The sequence below is a fragment of the Bradyrhizobium sp. genome, assembly GCF_030654605.1.
GTDB lineage: Bacteria > Pseudomonadota > Alphaproteobacteria > Rhizobiales > Xanthobacteraceae > Bradyrhizobium.
The window spans coordinates 1-20,763 of sequence record NZ_JAURXB010000219.1; the positions used below are offsets into that span (position 1 = coordinate 1).

At 65.1% G+C, this 20,763-nt stretch carries 15 protein-coding genes and 1 pseudogene; 7 read left to right on the plus strand and 9 right to left on the minus strand.

Annotation, left to right across the window (positions count from 1 at the left end; genetic code table 11):
- Positions 1–431: 431 nt before the first annotated feature.
- Together Q7U29_RS19695 and Q7U29_RS19700 are read right to left on the minus strand one after the other, a co-directional pair.
- The gene (locus Q7U29_RS19695; protein ID WP_304744099.1) at positions 432–1,793 is read right to left on the minus strand and encodes an adenylosuccinate lyase family protein; all 1,362 of its coding nucleotides are present in this window, start codon (positions 1,791–1,793) and stop codon (positions 432–434) included.
- 267 nt (positions 1,794–2,060) lie between these two features.
- Positions 2,061–4,394 carry a Tex family protein gene (locus Q7U29_RS19700; protein WP_304744100.1) on the minus strand — a complete coding sequence of 778 codons (2,334 nt, stop codon included), beginning with the start codon at positions 4,392–4,394 and terminating at the stop codon, positions 2,061–2,063.
- A 368-nt stretch (positions 4,395–4,762) separates the two neighbouring features.
- Here Q7U29_RS19700 and Q7U29_RS19705 point away from each other — a divergent pair, with 368 nt between their 5' ends.
- The 3 genes from Q7U29_RS19705 (at position 4,763) to Q7U29_RS19715 (ending at position 7,421) form a co-directional block, all read left to right on the plus strand.
- The gene (locus Q7U29_RS19705; protein WP_304744102.1) at positions 4,763–6,019 is read left to right on the plus strand and encodes an Hsp70 family protein; all 1,257 of its coding nucleotides are present in this window, start codon (positions 4,763–4,765) and stop codon (positions 6,017–6,019) included.
- A 102-nt stretch (positions 6,020–6,121) separates the two neighbouring features.
- Positions 6,122–6,472, plus strand: coding sequence for a hypothetical protein (locus tag Q7U29_RS19710; RefSeq protein ID WP_304744103.1), 351 nt, complete (start codon positions 6,122–6,124; stop codon positions 6,470–6,472).
- A 22-nt stretch (positions 6,473–6,494) separates the two neighbouring features.
- The gene (locus tag Q7U29_RS19715; protein WP_304744105.1) at positions 6,495–7,421 is read left to right on the plus strand and encodes a LysR substrate-binding domain-containing protein; all 927 of its coding nucleotides are present in this window, start codon (positions 6,495–6,497) and stop codon (positions 7,419–7,421) included.
- Between the two features lie 117 nt (positions 7,422–7,538).
- Here the strand turns inward: Q7U29_RS19715 and Q7U29_RS19720 are convergent, their stop codons facing one another.
- Entirely contained in the window at positions 7,539–8,138 is a 600-nt protein-coding gene (locus Q7U29_RS19720) for a thiamine pyrophosphate-dependent enzyme (protein ID WP_304744106.1), read from the minus strand.
- Positions 8,135–8,701 carry a thiamine pyrophosphate-binding protein gene (locus Q7U29_RS19725; RefSeq protein WP_304744108.1) on the minus strand — a complete coding sequence of 189 codons (567 nt, stop codon included), beginning with the start codon at positions 8,699–8,701 and terminating at the stop codon, positions 8,135–8,137. The genes Q7U29_RS19720 and Q7U29_RS19725 overlap by 4 nt, the downstream gene beginning before the upstream one ends.
- Before the next feature lie 162 nt (positions 8,702–8,863).
- Between Q7U29_RS19725 and Q7U29_RS19730 the strand changes: the two genes are divergently transcribed.
- Complete coding sequence (locus Q7U29_RS19730; RefSeq protein ID WP_304744110.1) at positions 8,864–9,586, plus strand: DNA-3-methyladenine glycosylase I; 723 nt, start codon at positions 8,864–8,866, stop codon at positions 9,584–9,586.
- Entirely contained in the window at positions 9,472–10,911 is a 1,440-nt protein-coding gene (locus Q7U29_RS19735; protein ID WP_304744111.1) for a DUF1186 domain-containing protein, read from the plus strand. The genes Q7U29_RS19730 and Q7U29_RS19735 overlap by 115 nt, the downstream gene beginning before the upstream one ends.
- 50 nt (positions 10,912–10,961) lie before the next feature.
- Here the strand turns inward: Q7U29_RS19735 and Q7U29_RS19740 are convergent, their stop codons facing one another.
- The 3 genes from Q7U29_RS19740 to Q7U29_RS19750 all read right to left on the minus strand — a co-directional run bounded on the left by Q7U29_RS19740 (position 10,962) and on the right by Q7U29_RS19750 (position 15,998).
- Positions 10,962–12,194, minus strand: a complete 1,233-nt coding sequence (locus Q7U29_RS19740; RefSeq protein ID WP_304744113.1) for a rhodanese-like domain-containing protein — start codon at positions 12,192–12,194, stop codon at positions 10,962–10,964.
- Positions 12,195–12,471: 277 nt separating this feature from the next.
- Complete coding sequence (gene pdeM, locus Q7U29_RS19745) at positions 12,472–13,167, minus strand: ligase-associated DNA damage response endonuclease PdeM (RefSeq protein ID WP_304744115.1); 696 nt, start codon at positions 13,165–13,167, stop codon at positions 12,472–12,474.
- A 125-nt stretch (positions 13,168–13,292) separates the two neighbouring features.
- Positions 13,293–15,998 (minus strand): ligase-associated DNA damage response DEXH box helicase, encoded by a 2,706-nt coding sequence (locus Q7U29_RS19750; protein ID WP_304744117.1) that lies wholly within the window; start codon positions 15,996–15,998, stop codon positions 13,293–13,295.
- A 168-nt stretch (positions 15,999–16,166) separates the two neighbouring features.
- Between Q7U29_RS19750 and Q7U29_RS19755 the strand changes: the two genes are divergently transcribed.
- Positions 16,167–17,594: an outer membrane protein gene (locus tag Q7U29_RS19755; protein ID WP_304744119.1), complete on the plus strand. Its 1,428-nt coding sequence runs from the start codon at positions 16,167–16,169 to the stop codon at positions 17,592–17,594.
- Between the two features lie 255 nt (positions 17,595–17,849).
- On the opposite strand, the gene Q7U29_RS19760 is transcribed toward Q7U29_RS19755, so the two are convergent.
- Both Q7U29_RS19760 and Q7U29_RS19765 read right to left on the minus strand, forming a co-directional pair.
- Entirely contained in the window at positions 17,850–19,079 is a 1,230-nt protein-coding gene (locus tag Q7U29_RS19760; RefSeq protein ID WP_304744121.1) for an ABC transporter substrate-binding protein, read from the minus strand.
- 132 nt (positions 19,080–19,211) lie between these two features.
- Positions 19,212–20,138 (minus strand): class I SAM-dependent methyltransferase, encoded by a 927-nt coding sequence (locus Q7U29_RS19765; RefSeq protein WP_304744122.1) that lies wholly within the window; start codon positions 20,136–20,138, stop codon positions 19,212–19,214.
- 203 nt (positions 20,139–20,341) lie between these two features.
- On the opposite strand from Q7U29_RS19765, the pseudogene Q7U29_RS19770 reads away from it, so the two are divergent.
- Positions 20,342–20,763, plus strand: a pseudogene (locus tag Q7U29_RS19770) (DNA ligase-associated DEXH box helicase); the annotation flags it as partial.

Consider the following 20,763-nt stretch of genomic DNA (forward strand, 5'->3'; position numbering starts at 1 on the left):
AGTGGTAGAAGGCACACGCGTTAGTCAGGTCACACCGGAATCACCCGGCACTCCCCGCGCAATGGTTTACGGCTTATACGTGGTCTCCTCGGCGAGCCCTGCACTTTTGCCACCGTCGCCCGCGCTGCCTTGAGCTGCGAACTTGACACCTGCCCTTGGGGTGTCGGGACCATACGATTTCGCCGTCCGCTTCCAGCGCTCGGGTCAAGAGCGCCATCCGCGTCCACCGCATCCCCGTCCCGCATTGGTGACCTTGCGCAATGCCCCTCTGGGTGGGACGGGATGGCGAAACATATAGCCTGATATCTGCTTCTGATAAACCGAAATATTTTTTCGCGGAAGACTTGACACGACTTCCGATAACCCGAACTGATTTGCCCGTCGGGGCTACCCACCGGCGGACTCCGAGCCTCCCTTAAAGCTGACTTTAACTAGCGTTTCGACGCCGCCAGCACCCGGTCCACCATGGCAGGCGCAAGGCCGAGGTAATTTTTCGGCGAGGTCAGCCGATCGATGGTGGCGCGGTCGATACGCCCGGTCACCCGCGGGTCCGCCGACAGCGCGTCGGCCAGCGTCAGACCGTTTTCGTTGGCGAGGCGGCAGGCATCGTAGACGACATCGTGGGCTTCCTGCCGGCCGATCTCCGGCGCCAGCCCCATCATCACGGCCTCCGCGACGATCAGGCCGCGACTGATGTCGAGATTGCCGGCCATCCGTTTCTCGTCGACCACGAGGCCGGCCAGGGCGAACTTCGCCTGGTTGAGCGCGCCGGCGGTCAGCACGAAACTCTCGGGGATAGCCATCCACTCGGCATGCCAGGGCCCGGTGGCACGTTCGAGATCCTGCACCATCGCGTCCAGCATCAGGCCGACATGCTGCCGCACCGCCTTGGAGGCCGCCAGCATCAGCTCGGACGAGATCGGGTTGCGCTTCTGCGGCATGGTCGAGGACGCGCCGCGGCCCTTTACAAAAGGCTCGTAGAGCTCGGCGAATTCGGTCGAGGCCCTGATCATGATGTCGAGCCCGATCTTGCCGAGCGAACCGGTCACCAGTGCGAGGAAATTCACGGCTTCCGCAAATCCGTCGCGCGCGACATGCCAGGTGGAGACGGGGACGCCGAGGCCGAGTTCCTCGCAAAACGCCTGCTGCACCTCAAGACCCTTGTCGCCGAGTGACGCCAGCGTGCCGGCGGCGCCGGCGAACTGGCCGACCAGCAACCGCGGCTTCAACTGTTCGAGGCGCTCGGCGTGACGGTCGAACATCGCGAGGTAAATCGCGGTCTTGTAGCCGAAGGTCACCGGCAGCGCCTGCTGCAGATGGGTGCGGCCCGCCATCGGCGTATCGCGATAACGCTTCGACAGGTCGGCGAGGATGCCGCGCAATGCTGCGATGTCCTTCTCGATGATCTCAAGGCCGGCGCGCAGTTGCAGCACCACGGCGGTATCCATGATGTCCTGCGTGGTGGCGCCCCAATGCACGTAACGGCCGGCCTCGCCGCACTGCCTTGTCATCTGGTGCACCAGCGGCAGGATGGGGTAGCCGACGATATCGGTCTCGCGGCGCAACAGGTCGAAATCGAACGCCGCGACGTCGGTACGCGCTGCGATCTGCTCCGCGGCCTCGACCGGAATCACGCCACAGCGCGCCTCGGCCCGCGCCAGTGCGATCTCGACCTCGGCATAGCGCGAGATCAGGCTGAAGTCGGAAAACACCTCGCGCATTTCAGGGGTGCCGAAGGCGTCGCGAAACAGGATGGAGTCGAGAACGGTGGTGGAGGTCGGGAAAGCGGGCATGGGTTTCCTTGGGAAACATTTCGGACATTGACAGCGCTATGGCGATGTATACCGCGGCACTCGCGATATGTCCGTCGCGCCGTGAGATGCTTGCTTCTCCCCTCCCCCCGCGAAGCGGCGGGGAGGGGTCGGGGGTGGGGGGGTGCTTCAGCGCACACAACTGTCAGCGAATTTGCTGAGACGCCCCCCACCCCCGACCCTCGAGAGCGAGCTGCGCTCGCCTCGGACCCCACCACGCGCAAGGGCGCGTGGGAGGAGGGGAGAAGACTAAGCCTTCGGTCCGCCGTTTTTCTCGGCGGCGCGGCGCATGGCTTCGGCCAGTGCGCCACCGGCAGATGGCTGTTGCGACCTCGGCGCGGATGAGGTCATCGACTTCGCCGAGATCTCGCGCGATCGCTCCTGCGGCTTGCGCTCGCTCCTGGCGCCGGTCTCGTCGTCGAGCCGCAGCGTCAGCGCGATGCGCTTGCGGGCGACCTCGACCTCCAGCACCTTGACCTTGACGATGTCGCCCGACTTCACCACCTCGCGCGGATCCTTGATGAAGGTTTTCGACATCGCCGAGATGTGCACGAGGCCGTCTTGGTGCACGCCGATATCGACGAAGGCGCCGAACGCCGCCACGTTGGTGACGGTGCCTTCGAGGATCATGCCTTTCTTGAGGTCCTTGAGAGTCTCGACGCCCTCCTTGAACACCGCGGCCTTAAACGCCGGGCGCGGATCGCGGCCGGGCTTTTCCAACTCGCGCAGGATGTCGGTCACCGTCGGCAAACCAAAGGTGTCGTCGACGAAGGACTGCGGCTTCAACTGGCGCACGATCTCGGCATTGCCGATCAGCGCCTTGATGTCGCTTTTGGTCGCGGTCAGGATCTTGCGCACCACCGGATAGGCTTCCGGGTGCACGCCGGAGGCGTCGAGCGGGTCCTCGCCGCCCTGGATGCGCAGGAAGCCGGCGCATTGCTCGAACGCTTTCGGGCCGAGCCGCGGCACTTCCTTCAGCGCCTTGCGCGACTTGAACGGGCCGTTGGCATCGCGGTGCTGCACGATGCTTTGCGCCAGCCCCGAGCCGATGCCCGACACCCGCGCCAGCAGCGGCGCCGAGGCGGTGTTGGCGTCGACCCCGACGGCGTTGACGCAATCTTCCACCACGGCGTCGAGCGAGCGCGCCAGCTTGCTCTCGCCGAGGTCGTGCTGGTACTGCCCGACCCCGATCGCCTTGGGATCGATCTTGACCAGTTCGGCCAAGGGATCCTGCAGCCGCCGCGCGATCGAGACCGCGCCGCGCAGGGTGACGTCGAGCTCCGGCAATTCCTCCGACGCAAAGGCCGAGGCCGAATAGACCGACGCGCCGGCCTCCGACACCACGATCTTCGACATCTTCAGGTCCGGCAGCAGTTTTACCAGCTCCATCGCGAGCTTGTCGGTCTCGCGCGAGGCGGTGCCGTTGCCGATCGCGATCAGGTCGACGCGATGTTGCACGGCGAGCTTGCCCAGCGTCGCCAGCGCCGCGTCCCACTGCCGCTGCGGTTCGTGCGGATAGACTGCGGTGGTGGCCACCACCTTGCCGGTGGCATCGACGATCGCGACCTTGACGCCGGAGCGGAAGCCGGGATCGAGCCCCATGGTGACGCGCGCGCCGGCGGGTGCCGCCAGCAACAGGTCGCGCAGATTGGATGCGAACACCCGCACGGCTTCCTGTTCGGCGGCGTCCCACAACCGCATTCGCAGATCGATGTTGAGATGCACCTGGATCTTGGTGCGCCAGGCCCAGCGCACCGTCTCGACCAGCCATTTGTCGCCGGGGCGGCCCTGATCGGAGATGGCGAAACGCTGCATGATCTTCATCTCATGCGAGCTGACCGCCGCAGGCGTGGCCGCGACCGGCTCGGGCAGCATCTGCAGGTCGAGAATCTCTTCCTTCTCGCCGCGGAACATGGCGAGGATGCGATGCGACGGCAGTTTTGTCAGAGGCTCGCTGAATTCGAAATAGTCCTTGAACTTCTCGCCCTCGGTCCTCTTGCCCTTGCGCGCCGTGGAGGTCATCAGGCCGTTCGACCACATCTGTTCGCGCAACGCGCCGATCAAATCGGCGTCCTCGGCAAAGCGCTCGACCAGGATGGCGCGGGCGCCGTCGAGCGCGGCAGCGGTGTCGGGCACCTGCTTCTCGGCATCGACGAACGGTTTTGCGACGGTCGTCGGTTTGTTCTCCGGCTGGGTCAGCAGCAATTCGGCCAGCGGCTCCAGCCCAGCCTCCTTGGCGATCTCGGCCTTGGTGCGGCGCTTCGGCTTGAACGGCAGATAGATGTCTTCCAGCCGTCCCTTGGTGTCGGCGGAGAGGATGGCAGCTTCGAGCGCGGCATCGAGCTTGCCCTGTTCGCGGACCGAATCGAGGATCGCGATGCGGCGCGCCTCGAGTTCGCGCAGATAGTTCAGGCGCTCTTCCAGAGTGCGCAGCTGCGCGTCGTCGAGCGCTCCGGTGATTTCCTTGCGGTAGCGCGCCACGAACGGAACCGTGGCGCCGCCGTCGAGTAGCGTCACCGTCGCCTCGACCTGCTGTTCGCGAACGCCGAGCTCTTCCGCAATCTGCCGATAGATGTTTGCCACGCGCAATCCTTCTTGAAGCCGTCGCGGCCGGTGAATCGCCTGCCGCGGGAGGACGCTTATGAACCATCGCCGCTCGCTTCATCAACCCGCGGCACCAAACAAATTGATCTGTGGATGGACGCCGTCAGGACGGCGTCTCCACATATCCGACCTCATCCTGAGGAGCAACGCGGCTTCGCGTTGCGTCTCGAAGGATGGCCGCGAGCACCATCGTTGCCGCCATCCTTCGAGACGCTTGCCATCGGGCCGCGCTGTGCGCGGCCCCGGTGTCAAGCTCCTCAGGATGAGGTCCGTATTTGTTTCACGAGATAAAGGTGGATTGGCGGCACCTAACTGTGTAGACGGACGCTCCCCCTCAGGAAGCGCCCATGTCGATCTGCGGACTTGATTTCGGAACGTCAAATACCACGCTCGGCACGATCGAGGGCGATGCGCCGGTCCTGACCGCGCTGGAGGCCGGCCATACCACGATTCCGAGCGCGATTTTCTATGAAACCGACGGCGCGGTGCTGATCGGCCGCAAGGCGATCGAGAGCTATGTCGAGGGCGCGCCCGGCCGGCTGATGCGCAGCCTCAAATCGGTGCTCGGGACCTCGCTGATCGATGAAACCACATGGCTGGGACGCGAACGGACCAGCTTTCGCGACGTCATCGCCTATTATCTGGGAGCGGTGAAACGGCGTGCCGAACAGGCCACCGGCCGCGAGCTGCGCGACGTGGTGCACGGCCGTCCCGTGCACTTCGTCGACAACGCCGACGACGCCGACCGCAAAGCCGAGCAGACCCTGCGCGACATTGCCCACGAAATCGGCTTCGATCAGGTCACCTTCCAGTTCGAGCCGATCGCGGCATCGCTGGATTATGAGCGCGAGATCTCGGCCGAGGAAATCGCGTTGATCGCCGATATTGGCGGCGGCACCTCGGATTTTTCGATCGTGCGGCTGGGGCCGCAGCGCCACGGCAAGGTCGACCGTTCCTCGGATATTCTGGCCAATGACGGCGTGCGCATCGGCGGCACCGATTTCGACCGCCAGCTCAGCCTCGGCGTGGTCATGCCGCTGTTCGGTTTTGGCAGCCCGATGAAGCGCCCCGGCCTCGACGTGCCCTTGAGCTATTTCCACGACCTCGCGACCTGGTCGAACATCAACCGCATGTACGAGCCGCGCGTGATCGCCGACATCCGCCAGGTTCGGCAGGAGGCGAGCGAGCCGGAATTGCTCACCCGGCTGGTGCGGGTGGTCGAGGAACAGCGCGGCCATACGCTGGCGATGGAGGTCGAGGACGCCAAGATCGCGCTGTCCGATGCACGCCGAGCCGACATCCCCTTGCAATGGGTCGCGCCGGGCCTTGCCGCCGCCATCGGCAGGCCCGATCTGGTCAGCCACACCGGGCAACTGGCCGAGCGTATCGCGGCCCGCATCAGGATTTGTCTAAACCAGGCGCGCTTGACCGCCGGCGATATCGACGCCGTGTTTCTGACCGGCGGTTCGGTGCGGCTCGCCCATGTCCGCAAGGCCATTACCAAGGCGCTGCCGTCATCCCGAATCGTCGAGGGCGACACCTTTGGCGCGGTCGGCAAGGGCTTGACGCTGGAGGCGCTGCGGCGCTACGGGCCGGGGAACTGAGGCCGGTATCGCTGATCGACTGAGGCCTATTTGCAATGCCTCCCCGGCAATTGCATAGTCGATCGAACGGAATGCCGAGATGGCAGTTGGGGAAAGAGAAAAATGGCGGACGCCGATCTGGATGTCGTAATCCGGCAACTTGCGAAGCAACAATACAAGGGTCTGATGGCGGCCGCCAAGAAGCGGCGGGATCGCTATGCCGGCCTCGCTGCCAAGGCTGGGAATGCCGAGGCCAAGGCCCGGTTCAAGCTGATCGCGAAGAATACCATGGAGCAGGCCGCCGCCGCAGCAAGGCGGCTGCAGATTTCCGCCGACAACGCCGCCGACAGTTACGCGCGATCGATGCGGCACGCGGCCGAGGCCCCGCCGCCGGCCAGGAAGGCGGTCGCGAAACCCGTCAAGAAGGCGGCCAACAAGGCACCGAAGAAAGCGCCCAGGAAAGCAAGGGCCTGAGAAAGTGCCCTTGGGGTAGCGGATGGATCTCAAACAACTGCGTACCTTCCGGGCGGTCGCGGAACTCGGAAGCCTCAGCAAGGCGGCAGACCGGCTGCGGGCCGCCCAGCCCGCGCTGAGCCGGCACATCAAACTGCTCGAGCACGAGCTGCGCGTTGAACTCTTCATCCGCAACGGCCGCGGCATGCTGCTGACCAGCGCCGGTCAAGTCCTGCTCGACCGCACCACCGGCCTGGTGCGTCAAATCGAACAGGTGCGCGACGACATTCAATCGGCGAGCGGCAAACCTTCGGGGCGGGTCATCCTCGGCCTGGTGCCGACGGTCAGCGCCGTTTTGTCGGGGCGGCTGGCCCGCCGCATCATCACCGACTTGCCCGATATCTCGCTGCGCATCGTCGAAAGCTATGGCGGCCATCTGGTGGAATGGCTGCACCGGGGCGAAATGGACCTCGCGATCACCTATGGTCCCGCCGATGATTTGCATCTTTCCGTCCACTCGATCGGCCACGAGGACCTCGCGGTCGTCGGTCCGCCGGGTTCGGGCCTGGGAAAGAAGAAGCAGGTCGAACTGGAATGGCTGGTCAAGCAGAGGCTGATCCTTCCCAGCATTTCGCATGGCCTGCGGGCGCTGCTGGAAAAGGCCGTCGCCCGCAAGAAGCTGACGCTCAACACCATGATCGAGGCCGATTCCTACCGCGCCCAGATCGCGCTGATGGAAGAGGGGCTGGGCTACACGCTGTTGCCAGCGTCGGCGATCCGCGCCGAGCTGGCGGCGAAGCGGCTGGAGATCGCGGCGCTGGTGAACCCGTCGGTTTCCCGCGAGCTGCTTCTGGCGTCGCCGATCGCGCGCCCGTCATCGATCGCCACCAGCACGATCTCGGCGCTGATCATTGCCGAGATCGCGCAGCTGGCCAGGGAAGGCCTCTGGAACATCAAGCTGGCGGGCTGAGCTGTATTTCTGAGGACTCCGTCATGGCCGGGCTTCGTCCCGGCCATCCACGTCCTGGCTGCACGCGCGCAAGGAAGGCGTGGATGCCCGGCACAAGGCCGGGCATGACGACCACTCTCAGTTGTAGAGCGCCTCATCGCCGAGAACGGATTGCCGGAAGCGCGTGGTCAGGATGACGCCATCGGCCGGCGGCAACGTGAAAACCAGCGCTTCGGGATTGATCTTCACCAGCGCGAATACCGTTCCCTTGCCCTGATGGGCGAGATCGCGGATCTCCCTCACCTGCTCCATGGTTCTGACGGTTCGCGAGGTGCGGATGCCGGCGGCGAGCGCGATGCCGGCGAGGTCGACGCCGGAGGCGGTGTGGGTCTTCTGCATGCCGGTCTCGCCGAACCGCTCGTTGTCGAGCACCGCAATCGTCAGATTCGCGGGCTTCTCGACCGCGACGGTGGCGAGCGCGCCGATGCTCATCAGCATCTCGCCGTCGCCGGTGATGACAAGCACCTTGCGCTTCGGCTGCGCCAGCGCGAGACCCAGTCCCATCATCGTGGCGGCGCCCATCGCGCCCCACAGCGGAAAATTATTGGCGTGGTCGCCGGCGGCCGAGACGTCCCAGTTCGGGGCGCCGAGGCCGGCGATGACCAGAATATCGCCGCGGTCGCGCAGCAGCTCGTTGACGACGTCGCGACGATGAAGCAGTGCGTTCGGATTGGTCATTTGCGTGCCAGCTCCTTGAAGTTCTTGGCGCCAAGCACCCGCTGCCCGATCAGGACCGCGGCCGGCCGCCAGGTGTTGAAGGCGAGGTTCGCGGCACCCCAAACGGTCGGCGCGACATCATCAGGGGTGTCGGCGCGCGTCACGATGACGCCCATGGCCTCGAGCGAGGCCTGCGTGCCCTGCCCCATCGGGATCTGCCACGGGTTGAACTCGCCCCAGTCGCCGCGCATCGTCACCAGCATCAACAGCGGCATATGACAGATCGCCGGCAGCGACAGCATGTTGATGCAGTTGCCGACGCCGCTCGACTGCAGCAGCAGCACGCCGCGCTGTCCGCCGAGCCAGGCGCCGGCCAGCATGGCCACGCCTTCCTCTTCCGTCGTCAGCGTGACGAGGCGGGTTTCCGGGTCGGCATCGAAGGCGCGAATGAGGCGGCTGTGGCCGGCATCCGGCACCATCCCGACCTGCCTGACGCCGGCTTCCTTGAGGATGCGGTAGACGTCGTCAGGCCATGACGGCAACGGCGGAGACGCCGGATTCGGTTTCGCTGTCGTTTCTGCCATCGAATGGCGCTCCTCACGTCGGTTTGCAGGTTTGACGCATAGACTAGATGGTTTTGGCGGGGCGCACGACGCCCAATGTCGTTATGGCTTCTATCGCAAAATTGAAACTCTCGGCGAATGCGCGCTAGATTGCGCAAAAGCCACCGCGCGCAGGACTTCCTCATGGCCATCCCCTTCAAGACGATCCGCGCCCGCGCCGAGAAGCGCAAGGGCGGCGCCAAGGCGCTGAACAAGCTGCTGCCGCCCAAGCCCGACCCGAAGGCTCTCGCAAAGCTCGGCGACGACCGCGTGCTGGCCGAGATGACCCGGCGGGCGTTTTGCGCCGGCTTCGCCTGGAGCGTCATCGAGGCGAAATGGCCGGGGTTCGAGAAGGCATTCCTCAAATTCCAGCCGGGCCGGCTGTTGATGCAGCCGGACGAGTTCTGGGACGGGTTGATGAAGGATGCGAGCATCGTCCGCAACGGCGCCAAGATCATGTCGGTGCGCGGCAATGCCGCTTTCGTCAGGGACGTGGCGAAGGAACATGGCAGCTTCGGCAAGATGCTCGCGAAGTGGCCTCCATCCGACGAAGTCGGATTGCTCGAACTCCTGGCAAAACGCGGCAGCCGGCTCGGCGGCAATACCGGCCAGATGCTGTTGCGCTTCCTCGGCTGGGACGGGTTCGTGACGTCCAGGGACGTGGTCGCGTGCCTGCGCGACGCCGGCCTCGACGTATCCGAGACGGTCACCTCGAAGCGCGACCTCGCCAGGGTGCAGGCGCAGTTCAACGCATGGGCCGAGGAGACCGGACTGCCCTACACGCATCTGTCACGCATCTGCGCCCTGTCGGTCGGGGAGAGTTACAGCAACGAGACGCTGGCGCGTCTCGCTGGCGGAGAGGAGTGAAAGCCATGGGGATACTTGATCGACTGGGTTCCGGGGAGGGCGTGCCGATCGAGGCGATCCGTGCCGCGACCGCGGATCGCGCGGCGGTGACGCCCGTTTTGCTGGAGGCGATCGAACGATGCACGCCGAAAGACGAGATCGAGGAGAATGGGCTGTTCATCGCGTTCCATCTGCTCGGGCAGTGGCGTGAGAAAGCGGCTTATCGTCCGCTGGCTCGCTTCCTGCGCCGGCCGGAAGCCTATCGGATTCTCGGCGACGCTGTGTCGGAGACCAGCCACCGGGTCATGGCGAGCGTTTTCGACGGCGATCCCGGTCCGATCTACGACATCATCAACGATCCCGAGGCGAACGAATTCGTGCGCAGAGGGATGTTCGGCGCCCTCGTCATACTGGTCTTGCACAGCGAACTCGACCGCAGCGAGGTGGTGCGGTTCCTGCAATCGAGCTTCAGCGACTTGCAGCCGCAAGGGCCGTCCGCGGTATGGAACGGCTGGCAGGGCGCAGTGGCGGCGCTCGGACTGACCGAACTCACGCCTTCGGTGCGTGAGGCCTTCGAGCGTGATTTCGTCGACCAGGTCTACCTGGATTTCGAAGAATTCGAGGCCGACCTCGAACGGGCCCGCGCCGCCGATCCGCTGGACACGCAGCTGCCTTGGCATCATGAGCTGTTTGGCGACACCATCGAGGAACTGGCGGACTGGGCCTGTTTTCAGCCAAAGGAACCGACCGTCGCCCGACGCTCCGTTCCATCGTCGGCGGTGCCGACCCACAATCCATTCCGGAATGTCGGACGCAACGACCCCTGCCCCTGCGGCAGCGGCAAGAAATTCAAGAAATGCTGCCTCGACAAGCAGCGCGTGGAGCCGCGAACGACCGTAGCGGCCGACGATCTCGACGCCATGGAGTGGGACGATTTCGAGGACGCCGACGGGCAAATGCAGGACTACGACCCGCTGGTCGAACCTGATCCGGACGAATGGCTCGCGGCCGGCGAGCAGGAACGCATCGACGCCGTCAAATACTATCACCGGGATGCGGAATCCGAGGCAGAGCGCAGCACGTTGCACGCGGTGATACATGCCGTCGTCGAGAACCAGATCGCGGAGGGCGATGAACTGCCGGTCCGGCGCACCATGACGCGGCTGATGCATCAAGGGCTCGATCGTCACCAAGCGATTCATGCCGTCGGTTCGGTCCTCGCCGGCCACATCAACGAGCTGATGCGTGAAGCGAAAGCAGGTCGCGATCCGGGGGGTGACGTCAACGTTCCATACTTTGCCGAATTGGAGCGGTTGACGGCAAAAGACTGGCTGAACTCCGGCTGAAGATTTTCCCGCGCGAAATGTCGCCGGTTCGCGCCGCCAGCCGTCTTCCCTCAAATCACGAAGAACCCGTGGCTGCCGTCGCGCTTGAGCTGTTCGACCAGGCCGTATTCCCAATCGAGATAGGCCTGCATCGCGTTCGCATCGACGTCGGTGCCCTCATAGGGACGCCGGTAACGGTGCGACGGGTCGGGCTTCGGCAACACCTGCGGCGGCCCCACTTCGAGCGCGCCGTGATAGCCGCCGTCGAGCACGTAGACCTCCCAGCCCATTTGTGCGAGCCACGACGCGGTCATGTCGGCGCGCACGCCTCTGTCGTCCGTCAGCAGGATGCGCGCGCCGCGCACCGGCGCGGCCATGTCGATCTCCTGCACCAGCTGGCCGCCCGGATAGTGGCGGAAGCCTGCGACGTGGCCGGCGGCATATTCCTCCTCCGAGCGGACGTCGAAGCGATAGAGCGTGCGGTGGGTCTGCGCCGTCAACGCCAACGCTTCCTCCGGACCGAGGCGCCGGACGCCGGCGCGATAGGCGACGTCGCGGGCATTGGCTTCGGCGCCCTCGAAGGCGCCGATCTCGCCGCGCCTGTCGGCGCCATGTTCGAGATTTTGCCTGGCCAGAGTCCAGCCGATCGTGCCGTTGCGCAACGCCACCACTCTGTTGGCGACGCCGGCATTGATCAGCGACTGGGTGCCGATGATCGAGCGGGTGCGGCCGGCGCAATTGACGATGATGGTGGTGGCGGGGTCCGGCGCGGCGCGGCCGGCGCGCAGCACCAGTTCAGCGCCGGGCACGCTGACCGAGCCCGGAATATTCATGGTGGCGTATTCGTCGAACCGCCGGACGTCGAGCACCGCAATATTCGCTTTGCTCGCAATCAGCGCGGCGACTTCTTCCGCCGGCAGCGAGGGCGTGTGGCGACGGGATTCGACCAGTTCGCCGAAGGCCTTCGCGTAGGAATTCACGTCCTGGAAGACTTCGTAACCCGCCGCCTGCCAGGCCTGCAGCCCGCCGGCCAGCTGACGAACGTTGGTGTAGCCGAGCGCCTTGAAGCAATCCGCGGCCTGCGCCACCAGGCCCTCGCCCGCGTCATAAAGAACGATCGGCACATCCTTGCGCGGCAACCGCGTTTCGGCTTCGAGCGCGATGCGGCCAGCCGCCATATTGGCGGCGAACAGCGGATGGCCGGTAGCGAAGGCGGCCTCGTGCCGCAGATCGAGCAACGCGATTTCGTCGCGTAACAACAGCATGCTGCGGACTTGCGATGGGGGGATGGATGGTACGGTCATGGAGGGAAGTCCTGTCCGATCTAGTCTGGCGGGAAAATATGACGCGCGATACCCGCGGAGAAACCCGGAGAACCGCCGCTACCGTCGATCCTTCGTTACCATCAATCCGCACCGGGACAATTGAACGCAGGAGGCCCAAAACTGTGGGTGGGACCTGCACGAAATCTGCTGAATGCGCAACTTGACGTTTCCCATTTTCGAAGCGAGGCCGATCGAATCGACGTCACTTGATGGGAAACGAGGAAGTCATCATGAAGCGACGGCAGCATGGCCGCTCTCAATAACACCGCGACGCTGCGATGGTGTGCAGCCTGTGATCGCCGAGCACATGGGCCATCAAGGCCGTGGCCTGAAATATCTTTCCGAACGCAGCATCACGGATGCTGAGGCCTCCCGCATAGGCGCCGAACGCCGGCATCACCGCGCGCTCGCCGTCGCAGGCAAAACAGCGGCGCTCCATCGAACGGCCGCGGGTCGACACCCGCGCCTTGGGATGCAAATGGCCGGCGATCTCGCCTGGGGCGCCGGATGGTTCGTGACGGAACATGATAGGGCCGATGGCGACTTCCTCGGCGACCGCGCCGCCGAGATCGGACGGCAGCACCGGGTCGTGATTGCCCGAAATCCAGATCCAGTCGCGCCGCGCCTGCAAGGCGGCGAGCGCCTCGCGGTCGGTGGCGGAGAGCCGGTCATGGGCGGCGCGGTCGTGAAAGCTGTCGCCGAGCGCGATCACCATATGCGGGTCGTGCCGCGCGATCACGGCGGCGAGGCGGCCGAGCGTCGCCACGGTATCGAAGGGCGGCAGCAGCACGCCGCGGGTGGCAAAACTGGAACCTTTTTCCAGATGCAGGTCGGAGACGATCAGCAGACCCTGTTCTTCCCAGAACAACGCGCCGGAGAGATCGGCGACGAGTTCGATCCCGGCGACGACAAATGCGGCGCGACTGGCGACATCAATTGAAATGCTCGTCATGGCTGGGCTTGTCCCGGCCATCCACGTCTTTCCTTCACAAGGGAAGAAAAGAAAGACGTGGATGCCCGGGACAAGCCCGGGCATGACGGCGCTGATGCATGGGAGTGCAACGGATTCATTTTCTTCTACGACATCGCCTCTTTGACCAGTTCCTCGGCAGCTTCCGCCAGCAGCTCATCGGAGGCTTCGCCATAGACCGCTTCGCGGCCGATTTCCAGCATCACGGGGACTGCGAGCGGCGAAATCCGCGTCAGTTCCCGGTGGGTGATTCGCCCCTTGATCCGCAGGAGCATATCACTGAGCCGCCTTATATCGAGCAGCCCGGTGGCGGCATCGGCGCGCGCGGCGCGCAACAGCACATGGTCCGGCTGGTGCTTGCGCAGCACGTCGTAGATCAGGTCGGTCGAGAACAGCACCTGCCGCCGCGTCTTTTCCTCGCCGGTGAAACGCCGCGCGATCAGGCCGGAGATGATGGCGCAGGTTCGAAACGTGCGTTTCATCAAGGCGGATTCCGCCAGCCACGCCTCGAGATCGTCGCCCAGCATATCCGGATCGAACAGCGCGCCCAGATCGAGCTTGCCCTGCCGGATCATGAAGGACATGTCGCCGAGGCCCCACACCGCCAGCGCATATTCATTGGCGACGAAGCCGAGCGGCCGCACCCGCGCGCGCTCCATCCGCCGCGTCAAGAGCATGCCGAGCGTCTGGTGCGCCAGCCGTCCTTCGAACGGATAACAGACGAGGTAATGCTTGTCGGCGCGGGGGAAGGTTTCCACCAGCAGCTCGCGCGCGCCGGGCACGCGCGACAGATGCGCCTGCAGCGACAGCCAGTCGCGCACCTGCTCCGGCAACGCCTTCCAGGCCTTGTCGTCGTCGAGCAGTTTGCGAACGCGTTCGGCAAGGTAGGTCGAGAGCGGAAACTTGCCTCCCATATAGGACGGCACCTTTGCATCCTTGTCGTGGGCGCGGGAGACGTAGACCTGGTCTTCCGCCAGCGCCTCGTAGCGCACCACCTCGCCGCCGAACACAAAAGTGTCGCCGACCACGAGTCCCTCGATGAAATATTCCTCGATCTGCCCCAGCATCCGGCCGCCGCGTCCCACCGCGCCGGTCGATCCGGTGTTTCCCTTTGCGCCACGTCCGCGCACCAGCCGCACCTTCAGCATGGACTCTTCCACGATGGTACCGACGTTGAGGCGGTAGCTCTGCCGCACCCGGGGATTGGTGACGCGCCAGCGGCCGGTCTTGTCCTGCTTGATGCGGGCAAAGCGCTCATAGGTCTTCAGCGCGTAGCCGCCGGAGGCGACGAAATCGACGGTGTCGTCGAAATCGGTGCGCGTCAGACCAGAATATGGAGCCGCCGTCAGCACCTCGGCATAGAGTTCGTCGGAGAGAAACGGCTCGCCGCAGGCGCGGCCGAGCACGTGCTGCGCCAGCACGTCGAGCGCGCCGGTGCGCAGCGGCGGGGTGTCCTGCGCATTCTCCGCCACGGCGTCGATGGCGACGCGGCACTCCAGCACCTCGAAGCGGTTGGCGGGAACCAGCACCGCGCGCGACGCCTCGTCGATGCGGTGATTGGCGCGGCCGATCCGCTGCATCAGCCGCGAGGCGCCCTTCGGCGCGCCGATGTTGATGACGAGATCTACATCGCCCCAGTCGACGCCGAGATCGAGCGAGGAGGTGCAGACCACGCCGCGCAGTTTGCCTGCCGCCATCGCGTCCTCGACCTTGCGGCGCTGGGCGACGTCGAGCGAGCCGTGATGCAGCGCGATCGCGAGATTGTCGTCGTTCATGCGCCACAGTTCCTGGAACAGCATCTCGGCCTGGCTGCGGGTGTTGACGAACACCAGCGTGGTCTTGTTGCCCTTTATCAACTCGTAGACTTCGGTGAGCGCGTGGCGCGCGCTGTGTCCCGCCCATGGCAGGCGCTCCCTGGTGTCGAGCATTTCGACGATGGGGGCGGCCGCGCCGCCGGCGACGACGATGTCGGCGGCTTCGACGTTGCCGTCGCGCTGCGGCACCAGGAAGCGTGCCAGCGATTCCGGCTCGGCGACGGTGGCCGACAGCCCGATCGCGCGCAATTGCGGCGCCAGCTGCCACAGCCGCGCCAGCCCGAGCGACAGCAGATCGCCGCGCTTGGAGGTCACCAGCGCGTGCAGCTCGTCGAGCACGATGCGCCGGAGCGAGCCGAACAGAAACGGCGCGTCGTCGGACGACAGCAGCAGCGCCAGCTGCTCGGGCGTGGTCAGCAGAATATCCGGCGGATAGCGCCGCTGCCGCGCCCGCCGCGACACCGGCGTATCGCCGGTGCGGGTCTCGACCTTGATGGCGAGGCCGATCTCGGCGATCGGCGTCTCCAGATTGCGCGCGATATCGACGGCGAGCGCCTTCAGGGGAGAGATGTAGAGGGTGTGGAGGCCGCGGCTGCGCTGCGACGGTGACTCGGCGCGCACGTTCTTCTCCCCTCCTCCCACGCGCGTAGCGCGTGGCGGGGAGGGGTCGGGGGTGGGGGGTGCATCAGCAAACTCGCTGGCAGTTGTACGGGCGGATAGACCCCCCACCCCCGACCCCTCCCCACCGCTTCGCGGGGGGAGGGGGGAAGGGCGCAGCGGCGATGTGGTACTCAGCTCCACCAGCGTCGGCAGAAATCCCGCCAGCGTCTTGCCGGCGCCGGTCGGTGCGATCAGCAGCGCCGAGCGGTCGTCGCGGGCTTTCTGCAGCAGATCGAGCTGATGCTCGCGCGGCGACCAGCCGCGGCCGGCGAACCAGCGCAGGAATTTTTCCGGCAGCAGTGGAAGCCAAAGGGGGTCTGTTCCAGCGGATCTCACCACCGCAGGTTAGGCCCGCAAGAGCTGATCGGTCGAGCCAAAAAGCCAAATAGTTTCAATTGTATTACCGACAAACGCGGATCGATTTCGCTCCGGTGTAGCCCGCGAGGCACAGACAGAATCCACCGAGATGGATAGGTTACCTCCCGGAATGCAACTGGGAATGCAGTAATGAAAAGACTTCTCGCCACAACGGCGTTTCTTGCAGTAGCGGTCAACGCCCAGGCGGCTGATCTTCCGGCCAAGGCTCCTTACCTCAAAGCACCGGTCGCCATGGTCTATGACTGGACCGGATTTTACCTCGGCGTGAATGCCGGTATCGGCGTCGGCCGAAACAACCACACCCTGACATTTCCGGGCTTCCCCTCTTTCGAGCAATCCTATTTGTCGCCCTTCGGCGCCCTCGGCGGCGTCCAGGCCGGCTACAACTGGCAGACCAATTCGATGTTCGGGCCGCTGGTTCTCGGCATCGAGGCCGACATCCAGGGCGCAGGCCTTCGCGACGACACCACCTGCCTGCTGACCTGCCGGGCCGTACCCGATACCAGCGGCCGGTTCGATCAGCGGATCGACTGGTTCGGCACGGTTCGTGGCCGGGCGGGCTTCGCCAACGGCCCGGTACTGCGCTACTTCACCGGCGGCTTCGCTTACGGCAACGTCAAGACCAGCATCACCGAGAATATGCCGCTCGCCGGCTTTCCCGCGACTTTCACCTCGAACCAGACTCGCGTCGGCTGGACCTTCGGCAGCGGCGTCGAAGCCGCGCTCGGCGGTAACTGGACCGCCAAGATCGAATATCTCTACGTCGATCTCGGCAACAAGAGGGACACCTTCGCACTCGGCGGCTTCCCGCAGACGCTCGACAGCGAAATCCGGCAGAACATCTACCGGGTCGGCCTCAACTACCGCATCGGCGGCACCGGCGCCTACGCTCCGCTGGCGACCGCGAACTGGACCGGCTTCTATCTCGGCGGCAATTTCGGCTCCGCCACGGCGCGCAACGAGACCTCGCTGGCCGTTTTGGGCACCAACGAACGGTTCACCCTCGCGCCTGAGGGCAAGATCGGCGGCGTGCAGGCCGGCTACAACTGGCAGGCGGCGAACTTCGTGCTGGGCGTCGAGGCCGATATCCAGGGCTCCACCCAGAAGGACAACCGCACCTGCGTCGTGAATTGCCAGGGCGCCAACGGCACGTTTGCGAACTACGACGCCAAGTTGCCCTGGTTCGGCACGGTCCGTGGCCGCCTCGGCTATTCCGCTGGGCCGACCCTGCTCTATGCCACCGGCGGTTACGCCTATGGCAGCGTCAAGACCAACATCAACTCGGCCTTCCTGAACGGCCCGGTCGCCAGCCGCTTCTCCGAGACCAAGGGAGGCTGGACGGTCGGCGCGGGCATCGAAACCCCGGCCACGCTGTTCAGCTTCTTCGGGCCGAACTGGACGTCGAAGAGCGAATATCTCTATATCGACCTCGGCTCGACGTCGGGAATCATCGCCGATCCCGGCGGTCCCGCCGTCTCGACGACGAAAGTCACGGAACATATTTTTCGCAGCGGGCTTAACTATCACTTCAACTCGCCGGTGGTTGCGAAGTACTGATCGCGGCGCATCCTGCAGAAATCGAAAACCCCGGCCTCGCGGCCGGGGTTTTTTGTTTGTTTCTCCCCTCCTCCCGCGCGCGTAGCGCGTGGTGGGGTCCGAGGCGAGCGAAGCTCGCTCTCGAGGTCGGGGGTGGGGGGTGCTTCCGCAAAATCGCTGGCAGAAGTATGCGCTGAAACACCCCCCACCCGACCGGCCTTCGGCCGGCCACCCTCCCCACCACGCGCAAGGGCGCGTGGGAGGAGGGGAGAAAAACTACTCCGTGACCGGCTTGTCGGAAATATCCCAGTCCTTGCCGTTGAACTGCGAGATATAGAGCGTCTTCATCGGCGTGTAGTCGTCCGGGGTGTAGCTGAAATTGACGCCATCGAGGAAGTAGGGCGAATGGAAGCCCGCCAGCGTGGTTGCGTGCTTCAATACGTTGGCGCGGGTCAGGTCGTCGCCGCAGCGGCGCAGGATTTCGGCCATCGACGCCACCTGGCCATAGCCGGCAAAGGCGATGGTATTGTCGGGATCGACGGTCGGCAGATATTTCTTGCGCAGCGCCTCGAACGCCATCACGTCGGGATCATTCACCCAGCGCGGCACACCGACTTCCTTGGCATAGCGGATGGCGACGATGTCCTTCGCGTTTTCGAGGCCGGCGGCGCTGAGGATGGAACGTCCCGTCGAGCCGGCGGACAACAGATGCAGCGGCTTCCAGCCGAGCTCGGCGACTTTCCGGATCGACTGCGACGACGCCTTGCCGGTCGAGATGTTGTAGAAAACATCGGCGCCGGACTTCGACAGGTTGATCAGCTGGGAATCGATGGTCGGTTCGGTGAGATCATAGGTCAGCTCCATGATCACCTTGGCGCTGCCGCCGGCATCCGCCAGCACCTTCTTGAACGGGCCCAGGAAGTCGCGGCCGAAATCGTCGTTCTGGTAGAGAATGCCGACCTTGGCGTTCGGGTTCCTGGACAAGACATGCTTGGCGAGGATCCGGGCTTCGGTCGGATACAGCGGCAGGCCCGCCATGGTCCATTTGTTGTTCTTCGGATCGTTCCATTTCGACGCGCCGGTGTTGAGCAGGAGCTGCGGCACGCCCTTCGAGTTGAGATATTTATGCACCGCGGTCTGCGGCGCGGTGCCGAGCGAGCCGAACAGCGCCAGCACCTCTTCCTGCTCGACCAGCCGCCGCGTCGCCTCGACACATTTCGGCGCGCTGTAGGCATCGTCCATGGTGAGGAACTTGACCTTGCGGCCGTTGATGCCGCCCTTTTCGTTCAGCATCTGGAAATAGGCTTCGCCGACCCGGCCGAGCACGCCGTAAAGCGAGCCGGGACCGCTGTGCGGCACAGTCTGGCCCAGCTTGATTTCGGTATCGGTCGCGCCCGGATCGTATTTTTTCGCCTGGGCGAAGACGTAAGGCGCCGGCAGAACGGAGGCGGCGATGGCGGCAAGCGCCGTGGTGCCGAACTGGCGCCGTGTCTGTTTGTTTTTCATGGTTGTTTCTCCCGGAATTCATTGTTGTTGGATGCCTTGATCTGACATTCCGCCAGATCAGGCAAGAGCGGGCGGCGCAATGCCGCCTTGTGCGGGCGCATGCGGCATTCCGTGCAACGGCAAATCCGAAAATCAGCCCTTCGCCGCCACCGCGACCAGGCCCGGCACCTGCGCACCGCTCTCGATACGAGCCCATGCCGGCTCCAGCCGCTCGAGCATGAGGCCGGCGCCTTCGATCAGCGCGCGGGCGCCGGCCGCGCTGTAGGCGTAACGCAGCCCCTCGCCCAGCACCACGCCCTCGCCGGCATGGCTTTCGAGCGTGAACGCGAACAGCCCGCCCGGGGCCAGCACGCGCACGACCTCCGCCAATAGCGGCGCCATGTCGTGCACATAGACCATCACGTCGGCGGCGAGGATCAGGTCGGCGCTGGCGTCGGGTCTGCGGGAAAGACCCTCCACGATCTCGGCGACGTCGAGTTCGGCGTAGAGCCCGGTCAAGCGGGCGCGCTCGATCATGCGCGGCGACAGATCGATGCCGATGATGTCGCCGGCGACGCTTGCGAAGGCGCGCGCGGCAAGCCCGGTGCCGCAGCCGAGATCGATGATGCGGGCGAATGCCGGCGGCAGGCCCAAAGCGGCGCCCACGCCGAGCACCGCCGCCAGCAGCAGCGCCGGGCCGCGATAGCCGAGATCGTCGACCAGCGCCGCCTCGAACTTCGGGGCATATTGATCGAACAGCGCTGTCACATAAGTCGGCCGCATGCCGGCGATATCCGCAGCACCCAACCGCATCAGGCGCAGGCCGGCGCCGTTGCGATCGCCCGGATCGGTCGTCTCCGCGGTGCGGAACGCCGTGATGGCGCCCTTGATGTCGCCGAGCAATTCGCGGACCTCGCCGAGCGTGAACCACGCCGTCGCAAAGCCCGGCGCCAGATCCGTCGCCTGGACGAACAGGTCTTCGGCGGCAACCAGATGGCCGCTGAGCTGCAGGTCGCGGGCAAAGTCGAAGCGCCGGTCGGCGAGCATGTCGCCTGACGACATGAACAGGCGCGCTGGCATGCTGTGGAACCGATCGGTCGGAGGGAATTTGCCGGGAAAGCGATACGCGAACAACGTCGCCGGTGCCAGACCCTTACAGCGAACCGGCGCGACACGCTATGGCGATGCCGGCGCTTCATCTCCCCTCCTCCCACGCGCACTTGCGCGTGGGAGGAGGGGAGATGAAGACTCGAATGAAGCTCAAGCGGGACTATATACCTGACATGCGTCCGCAAGACATCCTGCTGCCAGCTCCCGCCGGCCTGTGCTGCAAACCCGGCGGGTTTCACATCGACCCGGTGCGCCCCGTCGAGCGGGCCGTGATTACGCACGGCCATTCCGACCACGCCCGGCCGGGTCATGGGGCGGTGCTGGCGACGCAGGAGACGCTCGACATGATGCGGCTGCGCTACGGCGACAATTTCGCACGGACCACGCAGGCCATCGCCTATGGCGAGGAACTGAAGCTCGGCGATGTCAGGATAAAATTTCACCCCGCCGGTCATGTATTGGGCTCGGCGCAGATCGCGGTCTCCTGCAAGGATACCTGCATCGTGGCCTCGGGCGACTACAAGGACGCGCCCGATCCGACCTGCACGCCGTTCGAGGCGGTGCGCTGCGACGTCTTCATCACCGAGGCTACGTT

Excerpts from the sequence above, each read along its gene's own strand:
- Q7U29_RS19740 (WP_304744113.1), bottom strand. The coding sequence starts at position 12,194 with ATGACCGTACCATCCATCCCCCCATCGCAAGTCCGCAGCATGCTGTTG.
- Q7U29_RS19710 (WP_304744103.1), top strand. The coding sequence starts at position 6,122 with ATGGCGGACGCCGATCTGGATGTCGTAATCCGGCAACTTGCGAAGCAA.
- Q7U29_RS19720 (WP_304744106.1), bottom strand. The coding sequence starts at position 8,138 with ATGACCAATCCGAACGCACTGCTTCATCGTCGCGACGTCGTCAACGAG.
- pdeM (WP_304744115.1), bottom strand. The coding sequence starts at position 13,167 with ATGACGAGCATTTCAATTGATGTCGCCAGTCGCGCCGCATTTGTCGTC.
- Q7U29_RS19715 (WP_304744105.1), top strand. The coding sequence starts at position 6,495 with ATGGATCTCAAACAACTGCGTACCTTCCGGGCGGTCGCGGAACTCGGA.
- Q7U29_RS19755 (WP_304744119.1), top strand. The coding sequence starts at position 16,167 with ATGAAAAGACTTCTCGCCACAACGGCGTTTCTTGCAGTAGCGGTCAAC.
- Q7U29_RS19760 (WP_304744121.1), bottom strand. The coding sequence starts at position 19,079 with ATGAAAAACAAACAGACACGGCGCCAGTTCGGCACCACGGCGCTTGCC.
- Q7U29_RS19695 (WP_304744099.1), bottom strand. The coding sequence starts at position 1,793 with ATGCCCGCTTTCCCGACCTCCACCACCGTTCTCGACTCCATCCTGTTT.
- Q7U29_RS19735 (WP_304744111.1), top strand. The coding sequence starts at position 9,472 with ATGGGCCGAGGAGACCGGACTGCCCTACACGCATCTGTCACGCATCTG.
- Q7U29_RS19705 (WP_304744102.1), top strand. The coding sequence starts at position 4,763 with ATGTCGATCTGCGGACTTGATTTCGGAACGTCAAATACCACGCTCGGC.
- Q7U29_RS19765 (WP_304744122.1), bottom strand. The coding sequence starts at position 20,138 with ATGCCAGCGCGCCTGTTCATGTCGTCAGGCGACATGCTCGCCGACCGG.
- Q7U29_RS19730 (WP_304744110.1), top strand. The coding sequence starts at position 8,864 with ATGGCCATCCCCTTCAAGACGATCCGCGCCCGCGCCGAGAAGCGCAAG.
- Q7U29_RS19725 (WP_304744108.1), bottom strand. The coding sequence starts at position 8,701 with ATGGCAGAAACGACAGCGAAACCGAATCCGGCGTCTCCGCCGTTGCCG.